This is a genomic window from Pelomonas caseinilytica (genome assembly GCF_021353235.1).
Taxonomy (GTDB): domain Bacteria; phylum Pseudomonadota; class Gammaproteobacteria; order Burkholderiales; family Burkholderiaceae_C; genus Pelomonas; species Pelomonas caseinilytica.
Map to the genome: position 1 here is coordinate 646078 of NZ_JAJTWT010000001.1, position 11981 is coordinate 658058.

The 11981-nt window shown below is 72.4% G+C and carries 13 protein-coding genes; 2 read left to right on the forward strand and 11 right to left on the reverse strand.

What is annotated here, in order from left to right:
* Window positions 1-21 precede the first annotated feature (21 nt).
* Window positions 22-456 (forward strand): universal stress protein, encoded by a 435-nt coding sequence (locus LXT12_RS03040; protein ID WP_233389318.1) that lies wholly within the window; start codon window positions 22-24, stop codon window positions 454-456.
* Here the strand turns inward: LXT12_RS03040 and LXT12_RS03045 are convergent.
* From LXT12_RS03045 to LXT12_RS03080, 7 genes are all read right to left on the reverse strand, one after another.
* Window positions 449-835, reverse strand: coding sequence for a PaaI family thioesterase (locus LXT12_RS03045; protein ID WP_233389320.1), 387 nt, complete (start codon window positions 833-835; stop codon window positions 449-451). The two genes, LXT12_RS03040 and LXT12_RS03045, sit on opposite strands and share 8 nt — an antisense overlap.
* 32 nt (window positions 836-867) lie before the next feature.
* Complete coding sequence (locus LXT12_RS03050) at window positions 868-1485, reverse strand: 2-hydroxychromene-2-carboxylate isomerase (RefSeq protein ID WP_233389322.1); 618 nt, start codon at window positions 1483-1485, stop codon at window positions 868-870.
* A gap of 9 nt (window positions 1486-1494) precedes the next feature.
* The gene (locus LXT12_RS03055) at window positions 1495-2352 is read right to left on the reverse strand and encodes a CmcJ/NvfI family oxidoreductase (protein WP_233389323.1); all 858 of its coding nucleotides are present in this window, start codon (window positions 2350-2352) and stop codon (window positions 1495-1497) included.
* Window positions 2353-2443: 91 nt separating this feature from the next.
* Entirely contained in the window at window positions 2444-3919 is a 1476-nt protein-coding gene (locus tag LXT12_RS27205; RefSeq protein ID WP_474100266.1) for an alpha/beta hydrolase family protein, read from the reverse strand.
* 94 nt (window positions 3920-4013) lie between these two features.
* Window positions 4014-5087 carry an AraC family transcriptional regulator gene (locus tag LXT12_RS03070; protein ID WP_233389325.1) on the reverse strand — a complete coding sequence of 358 codons (1074 nt, stop codon included), beginning with the start codon at window positions 5085-5087 and terminating at the stop codon, window positions 4014-4016.
* Entirely contained in the window at window positions 5074-5856 is a 783-nt protein-coding gene (locus tag LXT12_RS03075) for a ZIP family metal transporter (RefSeq protein ID WP_233389327.1), read from the reverse strand. The genes LXT12_RS03070 and LXT12_RS03075 overlap by 14 nt, the downstream gene beginning before the upstream one ends.
* A gap of 69 nt (window positions 5857-5925) precedes the next feature.
* A complete protein-coding gene (locus tag LXT12_RS03080; RefSeq protein WP_233389329.1) occupies window positions 5926-6789 on the reverse strand; it encodes a dienelactone hydrolase family protein in 864 nt (287 codons plus the stop codon).
* A 75-nt stretch (window positions 6790-6864) separates the two neighbouring features.
* On the opposite strand from LXT12_RS03080, the gene LXT12_RS03085 reads away from it, so the two are divergent.
* Complete coding sequence (locus tag LXT12_RS03085) at window positions 6865-8358, forward strand: Ppx/GppA phosphatase family protein (protein WP_233389330.1); 1494 nt, start codon at window positions 6865-6867, stop codon at window positions 8356-8358.
* A gap of 34 nt (window positions 8359-8392) precedes the next feature.
* Here the strand turns inward: LXT12_RS03085 and LXT12_RS03090 are convergent, their stop codons facing one another.
* The 4 genes from LXT12_RS03090 to ppk1 form a co-directional block, all read right to left on the reverse strand.
* A complete protein-coding gene (locus LXT12_RS03090) occupies window positions 8393-8650 on the reverse strand; it encodes a hypothetical protein (protein ID WP_233389332.1) in 258 nt (85 codons plus the stop codon).
* The gene (locus LXT12_RS03095) at window positions 8647-9213 is read right to left on the reverse strand and encodes a hypothetical protein (protein WP_233389334.1); all 567 of its coding nucleotides are present in this window, start codon (window positions 9211-9213) and stop codon (window positions 8647-8649) included. Before LXT12_RS03095 ends, LXT12_RS03090 begins: the two co-directional genes overlap by 4 nt.
* A 169-nt stretch (window positions 9214-9382) precedes the next feature.
* Window positions 9383-9844 carry a SixA phosphatase family protein gene (locus LXT12_RS03100; RefSeq protein WP_233389336.1) on the reverse strand — a complete coding sequence of 154 codons (462 nt, stop codon included), beginning with the start codon at window positions 9842-9844 and terminating at the stop codon, window positions 9383-9385.
* Window positions 9845-9856: 12 nt separating this feature from the next.
* On the reverse strand, window positions 9857-11908 hold the full coding sequence (ppk1, locus tag LXT12_RS03105; RefSeq protein ID WP_233389338.1) for a polyphosphate kinase 1: 2052 nt from the start codon (window positions 11906-11908) through the stop codon (window positions 9857-9859).
* Window positions 11909-11981 lie beyond the last annotated feature (73 nt).

The following is an 11981-nucleotide window of genomic DNA, read 5'->3' on the forward strand; positions in this document are numbered from 1 at the left end:
TCGCAACGACTGGAGGTCCGCATGTTCAAGCGCATCCTCGTCCCCACGGACGGTTCCGACATCACCGCCCACGCCGTGGACACCGCCATCCAGCTCGCCAAGGTGCACGGCGCACAGCTGCTGACGCTCAGCGTGATGGAGCCCTTCCCCTACAGCGCCGTTTCCGAGATCCAGCCGGTGCCGCCGCAGGAGTTCCTGGACGCCCAGCGCCGCGTCGCCACCCAGCGCGTCGAGGCCGTCAGCGCCGCCGCGGCGGCCCAGGGCCTGTCCTGCCAGGCCCACACCGTCGAGGCTCTGCACGCCTGGGAAGCCATCGTCGAGCACGCCAAGCGCGAGGGCGCCGACCTCATCGTCATGGCGTCGCACGGCCGCAAGGGCCTGGCCTCGCTGCTGCTCGGCAGCGAGGCGCAGAAGGTGCTGACCCACATCGAGCTGCCGGTCCTGATCGTCAAATAGCCTCGGCGGCATCGGCGTCCAGCCGCAGAAAGGACGCCGAGAACACCACGACCTCCTCGCCGGCACGCAGCCAGGCGCCGGCGACGACGCCGAGCCGCCGCCCCGGCCGCAGCCGGTCCACGCGCGACTCCAGCCAGTCACCCGCCCTCGCGGCACCGACGAACTCCGTCCGCAGCGAGGTCGTCACCAGCACGGCCGAGGCCGGCAGCAGCGGCGCCAGCGTGTAGCCGGCCGCCACGTCCACGAGGGTGGAGAGGAAACCGCCATGGGCCAGGCCGCGGCCGTTGCAATGGTGAGGCTGCACGCGGATGCCGAAGCGCCGCGGCCGGCCCTCGTCCACCCACAGCTCGATGCGCCCGTCCAGGAAAGGCGAGCGCAACGGCAACGGCGAAAAGCCCGGTGCCGCCGCCGTCACGATTCGCCCTCGCCGAACTCGCGCCGGGCCGCCCAGGCCAGGGCATCGTCCAGCCGGTCGTCGCCCCAGAACATCTCCGCGCCCACGAAGAAGGTGGGCGCGCCGAAGATGCCCCGCCCCTGGGCCTGCTCGGTGTTGCGGCGCAGGGCCGCACGCCCCTCGGGCGAGGCCGATTGCGCCAGCACGGTGGCCGCATCGGCGCCCAGGCCGCCCAGCAGGCCGGTGCACAGCGCCTCGTCGTCCATGGCGCGGTCGTGGGCGAAGTTCTCGGCCATCACGGCTTGGCAGAAGGCCGGCATCCAGGCCTCGTCCGCATGGGCCGCGGCGATGCGCATGGGCAGCGTGGCCTTGCGCGGGAAGTCGCTCGGCCGCCGGAAGGCGATGCCGTGCTTGGCGCACTGCCTTTGCATGTCGCGCCAGACGTAGGCGCCCTTGGCCTTCTGCAGCACGAAGGGCGAGGTCGACCAGCCCAGCTCGGCAAAGATGGGCCCGAGCAGGAAGGGCAGCCAGGCCACGCCCACGCCAGCGCGGGCGGCGGCCGCCTCGATGCGCATGGAGCTCACGTAGCTGTAGTTGCTGGACATGTCGAACCAGAACTCGATGCGTCGCGTCATGGGGGCACCTCAGAACAGGACGAGGCAGCGGGCCTCGATGCTGGCGCGCAGCGGCGCATCGGGCGGGACCTCGGGCAGGTCGAAGGCGGCATGCGGCGTGAAGCGCGGCACGCCGCTGACCTGCGAGTCGTACTGCTTGAAGACCAGCACCTCGTGGCGATCCATGGCGGAGAAATAGCTCCAGCGATGGGCCGGCGAGTGCAGGCACTGGTAGATCTCGCCGCTGCGCTCGGGATAGCGGATCTCGCTGGCCACGAGATCGCCGGCCTGCACCGTGGTCGCATCGCAGACGGCCAGCGGCGTGTCGAGCACGGGGCCGTTGAGGGAACGCCAGAAGTTCAGGATGCAGTAACGGCCCACCTCCGTGCCACGAGCCGCCTCGTCCGGCATCACCAGAGCCAGCCGCCTGCGCCCCGAGGCCTCGCTGTAGTCGTTGTGCACCCGGCCGTTGCCCGAAGGCGCACGACCGTCGCCCGGGCGGCCCAAGGCCAGCGCGGGTCGCCCGGGCTCGCGCCGGCGCACGAGGTGGTCGAACACCTGCGCCCGGCGCCCGCCGGTCAGCTGCAAGGCCAGGGCGACGCACTCGGCGTGGTAGACCCGCCTGACCTCCTCCTCGTCGTCGAAGCAGGCCACCCGTGAGGGCGCGTCCCACAGCTCGAAGCCCTCGCGCGCCAGCGACGGTGGCCGCAGCGCCTGGCGCGCATCGGCGATGGCAGTCTGGCGCACGTCGGCCGGCACGCTCTCGCGCGGCACGCCGGGCGGCGGCTCGAACATGTAGTTGACGGGGCTCTCGTCGGTGGGGCTGAGGTAGCCGAGCGGGGCGTGGACCACGGCGCCGGCGTGGCCCTGGCGGTGCGGGAGGTGCATGGTGGCGGCCTCGGAGTTGCGAGGCCGCCAGTGGAGCCCAGGTTCGCGGCATCGCGACGCGAACAATTTTCATGTCCGCGGCGGGCGTGGACTACAGTGACTCGAGGAGGCTCCTATGCTGCTCGTCTGTCCCCACTGCGGCACCCGCAACCGGGTGCCTGACCAACGCCTCGGCGACGACCCCGTCTGCGGGCGCTGCGGCCAGCCGGTCGCGCCGCGCAAGCCGGTGGCCCTCGGCGATGCCGACCTGGCTGCCTATCTGCAGGGCACCGAAGCGCCCGTCCTGGTCGACTTCTGGGCCACCTGGTGCGGCCCCTGCCGCTCCTACGCGCCGCACTTCGAGCAGTTGGCCGCCGCGCGTCCCGAGCTGCGCTTCGTCAAGGTCGACAGCGACGCCGCGCCCCGCTCCAGCGCCAGCCTGAACATCCGCAGCATCCCGACGACGCTGCTTTTCGTCGGTGGCCGCGAGCTGGCCCGGCAGAGCGGCGCGATGACGGCGGCCCAGCTCCAGGCCTGGGTGGACCAGGCCCTGCGCTAGTCCACCCAGCAGGTGGCGGCGGAAGAAGTCCACCGTCGGCACGACCCACCGCGGCGTGGCGGCGGCACGGTCGAAGCCCGGCGGGTCGCAGATCAGGGCGCATTCGAGCGAGCCGAGCTGGCTGGGCGGCGGCGCGGGCGCCAGCAGGGCGCCGTGGCCGCCCTCCGGCAGGTCGGCCAGGTGCTCGCAGGAGGCACAGGCGGCCAGCACCACGTCGCTGTGGAATCGCGCTGGCAGCCAGCGGTCGCGCCCCACGGTGACCAGACCCAGAGGCACCCGTGGCCGCGCCAGGCTGCCGGGGTCGAAGTCGGCCGCCAGCGGCACGCCGGCCACCACGGCCGCGAGGCGGGGGTCGACGTGGCTGCGCGGCGCCGCGTCGGCGAAGCGGGCGTTGAGCACGCGCTGCGCCAGCCAGAGCTTGAAGCCGTCCAGCCAGCCGCCGGTCAGGCGCGTGGCCAGGCCCACGCAGGCGGCGAAGTCCTCGGCCAGATGCTGCTCGCAGTGGGCGCGGAAGCGTTCGGGCGACCAGACGCCGCCGGCCAGGCTCAGCATCGTGTGTCCGCCGGCCGACATGCCGAAGCCGCCGACGCGGTCCAGCGCCAGTCCGGCGAAGCGCGGGTCCGCCGCCACACGGTCGATGGCGCGGCTGACCTCGGCCGGCCGCAGCGTCCAGCTGTCGGGCCCCGGGTGGCCGGGGTCGCGCCAGTTGTCGCCCCGGTGCAGCGGCAGGGCGACCACGAAGCCGGCCTCCACCAGGGCCGCGGCCAGGGTGGTGTGCACCCAAGGGCCGCCTCCCGAGCCATGGGAGATGACGACCAGCCGCCCATTGCCGGGCGCCGGCGGCGCGCCGGCGGCCAGGTTCAGCTGCAGGTCACCGCGGGTTTCGGGGCGGCCGGCCGCGGCGGTGGGATAGAACAGGGTGATGGCTTCGCTGGCGTCGTCGCCGGGCAAGGTGAGGCTGCCGAGCGTGGGCGCGGCCTGGGCGGCCAGGCTCAGCAGGAGGCCGGCGAGCAGGGAGGAGGCGTGCATGACGATGAAGCGGAGTTGAAACGGCCGCAGCCTCGCCGCCCCGCCGCGCGCCGTCTGGCCGAAACCTGCGGCTTGCAGCTTTCGGCGCGATGTTTCAGGAATCGGCCAGCGAGGCGCGCTGCCTGAACTCGGTCGGCGTCAGGCCGGTCTCGGCCTTGAAGGCCCGGTTGAAGGGGCCGATCGAGCCGAAGCCGACGTCCAGGGCGATGCTGAGCACGGGCAGGGCGCGCTCGGCCGGGTCGGCGAGCCGCCGCCTGGCCTCGGCCAGCCGCAGGCCGTTCACGTAGGCGTTGAAGTTGCGATGGCCCAGGCCCCGGTTGATGACCCGGCGCAGCCGGTACTCGGGTGCGCCCAGTTGCGCCGCCAGGCCAGCCAGGGTCAGGCCCTCCTGCGCATAGCCGCGGCCCTCGCCCATGTGCCGGGCCAGGGCGTCGGCGAGGGCCCGATCCGACGCGTCCTCGACCGGTGCCGGCGGCGGCGCAGGCATGTCGGGCGCCGGAAGCGGCGGCGCTGCGGCCTCGTCCTCCCACAGGCCCTGGGCGCGCGGCGCCAGCAGCCGTCCGGCGATCAGCACCGTCAGCACCAGCAGCATGGCCACGTCGCCCAGCGCGGCGCCGCTGCCCAGGCTGCCGTCGGGCGAGCGGATGCGCAGGGCCACCATGACCAGGGCGTAGGCCGCACCGCCGCCCACCACCACGCCACGCCAGCGGCGGCGCTTTTCCACCAGGTCCACCCGCCACGGCCCCACCACCGCCGCCAGGCCGAGCAGCGCGAACACGATGGGCACCGCCCGCATCAGCACATAGCCCGGCCGCCACGGCGACCAGAGGCAGATCGACGCCCCCAACAGCACCACCCCCGCCCAGACCAGGCCGTGCCAGGCGCGCAGCCTGAAGCCGTCCTCGAAGACGGCGCGGGCGAACAGCCAGAACAGGGGGGCCGCGCCCAGCGACACGCCGATGCCCGGCGACTGGACGGCACAGCTCACCTCGTGCTCGACCCAGGGCGAAGCCGCCATCGCCTGCACGATGAGCGACACCGCCAGCGCGATGCCGACGCGAACCAGGTCGGCATGCCGCGGGTGGCGCCACTGCCGCAGCAGCACGGCCACCACCAGCACCAGCAGCGCCACCAGGGCGCCGCGCAGCGCCGCGTCAATGAGCGCCATGCAGCAGGCGCGACACCCCGAAGGCCACGCCCAGGCCGACGCCCAGCCACAGCACCTGGGCCAGAGTCTCGCGCCAGGCCAGGCGCTGCTGCAGCTGCGGCAACAGGTCGGCCACCGAGATGTAGATGAAGCTGCTGGACGCCAGCACCAGCAGGTAAGGCAGGACGCCGTCGAAACTGCCGATCAGGAAGTAGCCCACCACTCCGCCGGCCACGGCCGACATGCCCGAGAGGGCGTTGAACAGCAGCGCCTTGGCGCGGCTGAAGCCGGCGTTGAGCAGCACGATGTAGTCGCCCACCTCCTGCGGGATTTCGTGCGCCACGATGGCCACGGCGGTCGCCAGCCCCAGCCTCGCATCGGCCAGGAAGGCCGCGGCGATGATGGCGCCGTCGCAGAAGTTGTGGATGCTGTCCCCCACCAGCACCGTCAGCCCGCCGCGGCCGGCCTGCTCGGCATCGAAGTGGTGGTGATGGTGATGGCCGTCGCCCTCGTGGTGGTGGACGTGCCGGTACAGCTCCACCTTCTCCAGCAGCCAGAAGAAGAGCAGCCCGCCCAGCAGCATGGCGAAGAGGGTTTGCGGCTGCGCGGTGCGGCTCTCGAAGGCTTCGGGCAGCACGTTGAGCAGCGAGGTGCCGAGAAGGATGCCGGCCGACAGGCTGACCAGGCTCTTCACGAGCCGGGCCAGCACGGCCACGGTGAGGCTGGCCGCCACGAGCACGGAGAGCAGCCCGCCCGCGAAGGTCGCGAGCACGATGTACAGGAGAGTCATCCCCGGATTGTCCAGGAAGGCGCCGAGCCGGCAGCCGGGGCCGCCGGCGGCGTGCGCGGCGTGGTGAGGTCAGGCCACGCCGTTCTTCTTGAACCAGGACAGGCAGCGGCCCCAGGCGTCTTCGGCCGCGGCGGGGCGGTAGCTGGGCCGGTAGTCGGCGAAGAAGGCGTGCGGCGTGTCGGGGTAGACGACGAATTCGCAGGCGGCGTTGCCTGAGGACTTGAGGGCCGCCTCGAGCTGGGTCAGGGTGTCGACGGGGATGCCGCCGTCGGCCGCGCCGTACAGGCCCAGCACCGGCGCGTGGATGCTGGCGGCGAGCTCGATGACGGTCTTGTCGCCGGGGTGGTAGGCGCGCGCCACCGGCCCGTACCAGGCCACCGCCGCCTTCACCGCGGCGCTGTGCGCGGTGTAGAGCCAGGTCGTGCGCCCGCCCCAGCAGAAGCCCGTGACGCCCAGCCGCGAGGTGTCGCCGCCATGGGCCGCGGCCCAGGCGACGGTGGCATCGAGGTCGCCGTTGACCTGGCCGTCGGTGGCCTTGCTGACCACTTCGCTGATGAGCTTGGGGATGTCGGTGTAGGCGCTGGCATTGCCGTGGCGCGCGAAGAGGTCGGGCGCCACGGCGAGATAGCCCTGCTTGGCCAGGCGCCGGCACACGTCGGCGATGTGCTCGTGCACGCCGAAGATCTCGCAGGCCACCAGCACCACCGGCGGCCTCGTCTTGCCCGCCGGCATCGCGCGATAGGCCGGCATGGCGAAGTCGCCCACTGGAATGGTCACCGGGCCGGCCTCCAGGCCCTTGGCATCGGTGGCGATGGCCTGGGCCGTCACGGGCAGCACCGCGGCTGCGAAGCCGCTGCCCACCGCCGTCTGCACGAAGCCACGGCGGCTGAAGTCGCGGCCGGGGGCCAGGCTGTCGATCTCGTCCTTCAACATGGGCACTCCTTGTGCGTGGCAGGGGACCACGCGGTTACGAAAGGGCGTCAAATTTTGCCCCGACAATGCCGGCCCATGACGACGCGCCGCGACCCCAGCAGCCAGATCTGGGCCTCCATCGACATCGGCTCCAACAGCTTCAGGCTCGAACTGGCCCGCCTCGCCGGCGACCGCTACCAGCGCATCAGCTACACCAAGGAGAGCGTGCGCCTGGGTGCCGGCCTCGATGCCCAGGGCATGCTGACCGAGGCCGCCATGCAGCGCGGGCTGGCCTGCCTCAAGGGCTTCGGCGAGCAGCTCGCCGGCCTGCCGCGCGAACGCATCCGTGCCGTGGCGACGCAGACCCTGCGCGAGGCGCGCAACCGCAACGCCTTCCTGGCGCGCGCCGAGGCGGTGCTCGGCCACCCCGTCGAAGTCATCTCGGGCCGCGAGGAAGCCCGGCTCATCTACGCCGGCGTGGCGCGTCTGCAGCCCTCCGACAAGCCGCGGCTGGTCATCGACATCGGCGGGCGCTCCACCGAGATGATCCTCGGCAAGGGCCGCAAGCCGATGCTGGCGGAGTCCTTCGGCGTCGGCAGCGTCGGGCTGTCGCTGCGCTTCTTCGCCGACGGCCGCTACACCGCCGAGGCCTTCCGCGCGGCCCAGGTCGCCGCCGGCGCCGAACTCGAAGAAGCCTTGACCCTCTTCCGCCCCGAGCTGTGGCAGGAGGCCCTGGGCTCGTCGGGCACGGTGGGCGCGGTGTCGCAGATCCTCGCCGCCAGCGGCGAGACCGACGGCCGCATCACGCCGGACGCGCTGCGCTGGTGCATCGCCCGCTGCCTGGAGGCCGGATCGCAGGACAAGCTGATGCTGCCCGGCCTGAAGGAGGACCGCCGCCCCGTCGTCGCGGGCGGCCTGTGCATCCTCTACACGCTGCTGACCCAGTTCGGCATCGCCGAATTGCTGCCCACCAAGGGCGCGCTGCGCCAGGGCGTGATCTTCGACCTGGCCGAACGCCTGCGGCCCAGCGGCCCGCGCGACCCGCGGGCCGGCTCGGTGGCCGAACTGCAGCGGCGCTTCGGCGTCGACACGGCCCAGGCCGAGCGCGTGGCCGCGCAGGCCGAGCGGCTGTACCGGCAGCTCGGCGCCAGGCCGTCGCCCGAGCTGCTGCGCGAGCTGCGCTGGGCCGCAGCGCTGCACGAGATGGGCATGCTGGTGTCCCACCACGACCACCACCGCCACAGCGCCTACCTGATCGCCCACGTGGACGCCCCGGGCTTCTCGACCAACCAGCTGCAGCGCCTGGGCACCCTGGCCCTCGGCCAGCGAGGCGGCCTGCGCAAGGTGGAGTCCCAGCTGGCCGACCCCAGCCTGCTCGACCAGCTCCTCGCCCTGCGCCTGGCGGTGATCCTGTGCCATGCGCGCACGCCCTCCGTCGAGCGCGGCCCGGACCTCGTCCGCCACGGCAGGCGGCTGACCCTGCGCTGCCCCGCGAACTGGGGCGCCACCCAGGCCCGCACCCGCTTCCTGCTCAGGGAAGAGGCCGAAGCCTGGGGCCGGACCGGCCTGCTGGAACTCGCCGTCGCCTGAGCCGCGTCCTCGACCGCAAGCTCGGCCGGCGAGGCTAGCCGCGCGAGTCGGTCAGCTTGAGCGGCGCGTTCGCATACCGCTGACACAGGCACAGGCCCTTGCACTTGTCGCGGCGCTTGGCCTCGGGCACCTGGTAGCGCCAGGGCACGCCGAATTCGTTGGCGCATTCGTCCTGCTCGCGGCAGCGCACATAGGCCTGGGCCAGCCAGAACGCCGCATGGGTTGGGCGCTCGGCGGGCGGTGAGTCGGAGGCGGCGGCCGAGCGGCGGGAGCGGGCGGGTTCGGATGTCAAGATGGATCTCCGGATCGAGGGTGGGGAGGTGGCCGCTGGGCCGTTCGGGCCGGGCCATGCTCGGATTCGGGTGCGGGGCCGGACACCGGCGGCGCGGGCTCCGCCGGCCAGGCCAGCAGCCGGCTTTCGGCCTCGCGCTCGCGGGCGAGCAGCTCGAGCAGGTCCTGCCGGCGCTGCGCCACCTGGCTGGCGCTGGCCAGGCCGCGTTGGAGCAGCGCTTCGTCGCGCTCCAGGCCATTGCGGGCGAGTTGCACGCGCAGCTGCAGCAAGTCGAGCTCGGCCATCAGCGCCGGCCGCGACCTGGCCTGGAAAGCGCTGCCGGCAGCGGACGGCTGCGTCGATGGACTCCCGCACGCACCGGCCGCCAGCGGGCCGATCAGCCCCGCGCCGAACAAGGCCTGCGCAATGGCCAGGCCCACGGCCGAACCGGCCACCAGCAGCACCGCCGTCGTGCCGGTCAGGCAGCCGCCGGCCTCCGCCTCCGGAACGGAGACGGATGGCGCCGGTCCGGCGTCACGGGGGTCAGGGAGGGTCGCAGGGGAAGGCAGGGGCGCGCGCGGCATGCAACGGTCGGGTCAGGCCCACGGTCCGCAGCGCCTGCCGGGCCGATCACGCCTTCCCACGTGCCAGTCGTTATGCGCCGAACGCTATCGGCGCGCCACCGTCATGCCAGGAGCTTGACCACGAAACGCCTTGGCCGGGAACGACCGGCCCTCCAACGGCCATGAACGCTCACAGCGCGTCCGGTCCCTGCACCGCATGCAGGGTCACGTCCGGCTCGCCGTCGCGCTGCCGCCAGCGCAGCCACCACACCGCCCCCTTCTTGACGGCCCAGTCCTGCTCGGCACCGGCCAGCAGCTTCGCGGCCAGCCGGCCCAGCGTCGGCTGGTGGCCGCACAGCAGCACGGGCTCGCTGGCCTTGGGCCAGCGCGAGGCCTCGAGCAGGGCGGCGACGGTCGCATCGGGCGCGATGGCGGGCACGATGCGCATCTCCCGCCCCAGGGCCTCGGCCGTCTGCCGGCAGCGCAGGGCCGGGCTGACGATCACCCGCGTGGACGCCGGCAGGCGATGGTTGAGCCAGGCGGCCATGCGCCGGGCCTGGCGCTCGCCCTTGTGCGTCAGCGCGCGCTGCAGGTCATCCTGGCCGGCGGCGAGGGTCTCGGCTTCGGCGTGGCGCCAGAGGATCAGGTCCATGGCCCGCGATGTTCACTCGGAAAAGCGCCGCATCAAGGCCTGCTGGGCGCTGATGCCGCCCTCGCCGCCAATGCGCACGGAGCGGCCGTCCGGGCCGAGCTGCCAGGCGTCCATGGTGTCGTGCAGATAGGGCTGCAGGGCCTCGTCGATGACGCGCTGGCGCAGCTTGGGGTCCTGCACCGGCCAGGCCACCTCGATGCGGCGGAACATGTTGCGGCTCATCCAGTCGGCGCTGGACAGGAAGAGGGCCTCGCCCTCCTCGGCCTCGGCCCAGCGGAAGTAGCAGACGCGCGAATGCTCCAGGAAGCGGCCGACGACCGAGCGCACGACGATGTTGTCGCTGACCCCCGGCAGGCCCGGCGGCAGCATGCAGGCGCCGCGCACGATGAGATCGACCTTGGCCCCGGCCTGGGCCGCGCGCAGCAGGGCGTGGATGAGCTCCGCGTCGGTCAGCGCGTTGATCTTGACGACCACGCGCGCTGCCTTGTAGCCGCCGCGCGCCGCCGCCTCCACCTGGGCGAGCAGCTCCAGCATGCGGCTGTGCATGTTGAAGGGCGCCAGCAGCATGCGCCGCGGCGCCTTGAACTTGCCGAGCGACGCCAGCTGGCGGAACACGGTGTCGGCGTCGGCCGTCAGGTCGGGGTCGGCGGTGAGCAGGCCGAGGTCGGTGTAGAGCCGCGCCGTCTTGGGGTTGTAGTTGCCGGTGGAGAGGTGGGCATAACGGCGCAGCTTGCCGTTCTCGCGCCGCGTCACCATCAGCAGCTTGGCATGCGTCTTGTAGCCGACGATGCCGTACACGACCTGGGCACCCACGGCCTCCAGCCTTTCGGCCCAGTTGATGTTGGCCTCCTCGTCGAAGCGGGCCTTGAGCTCGACCACCGCCATGACCTCCTTGCCGCGCCGCGAGGCCTCGATCAGCAGGTCCATCAGCTCCGACTTGGCGCCGGTGCGGTAGATGGTCTGCTTGATGGCGAGCACGTCGGGGTCCTCGACGGCCTCGCGCAGCAGTTGCACGACGGGATCGAAACTCTCGAAGGGATGGTGCAGCAGCACGTCGCCCTTGCGCAGCATCTCGAAGATGGACCGGTGGCGCGGCAGCCGGCGCGTCGGCCATGCGGGTTCGAAGGGCTTGAAGCGCAGCTCCGGCGCGTCCGTCAGGTCGATGAGTTCGTTCAGCCGCACCAGGTTGACCGGGCCGTTGACCCGGTACAGCGCCGCCGCCGGCAGGCCGAACTGCTCGAGCAGGAACTCCGACAGCTCCGCCGGGCAGCTGTTCACCACCTCCAGGCGGACGGCGCGTCCGAAGTGACGCGTCGTCAGCCCCGAGCGCAGGGCGTGGCGCAGGTTGGCGATCTCCTCCTCGTCGACCTCGAGGTCGGAGTCCCGCGTGACGCGGAACTGCGAGAAGGCCTCGACCTTGCGGCCCGGGAAGAGCTCCTCCAGGTGGGCGCGGATGACGCTGGTCAGCAGAACGAAGGCCTGGTGGCCGTCGCTGAGGTTGGCCGGCAGCTTGATGACCCGCGGCAGCACCCGCGGCACCTTGACGATGGCGATGCGGTTGTCGCGGCCGAAGGCGTCCTTGCCCGACAGCCGCGCGATGAAATGCAGCGACTTGTTGGCCACCTGCGGGAAGGGGTGGGCCGGATCCAGGCCCACCGGCACCAGCAGCGGGCGCACCTCGCGCTCGAAGAACTTCTGCACCCAGCGCCGCTGCGGCTCGTCGCGGTCGGCGTGGTTGAGGATGACGATGCGCTGCTTGAGCAGCAACGGCGTGAGCTGCTCGTTGAAGATGAGGTACTGCTCGTCGATCAGCGTGTGCGCGGCGCGGCCGACGCGGTCCACGTCCTGATTGCTCACGGTGCCCAGCGCGTCGCGCGCGGCGTCCAGCATGTCGGCAAAGCGGACCTCGAAGAATTCGTCCAGGTTGCTCGACACGATGCAGATGTAGCGCAGCCGCTCCAGCAGGGGCACGTCCTCGCGCTGGGCCTGGGCCAGCACGCGCCGGTTGAACTCCAGGATGGCTTGTTCGCGGTTGAGCAGCTTCAGCGAGGTCGGGTCGGTCATGCCGAAAAGTGTATGAACGGTTTATGACAGCCGTGTGGGAAGGCGTCGGCGCACGCCGGGGTTTGGATAATCC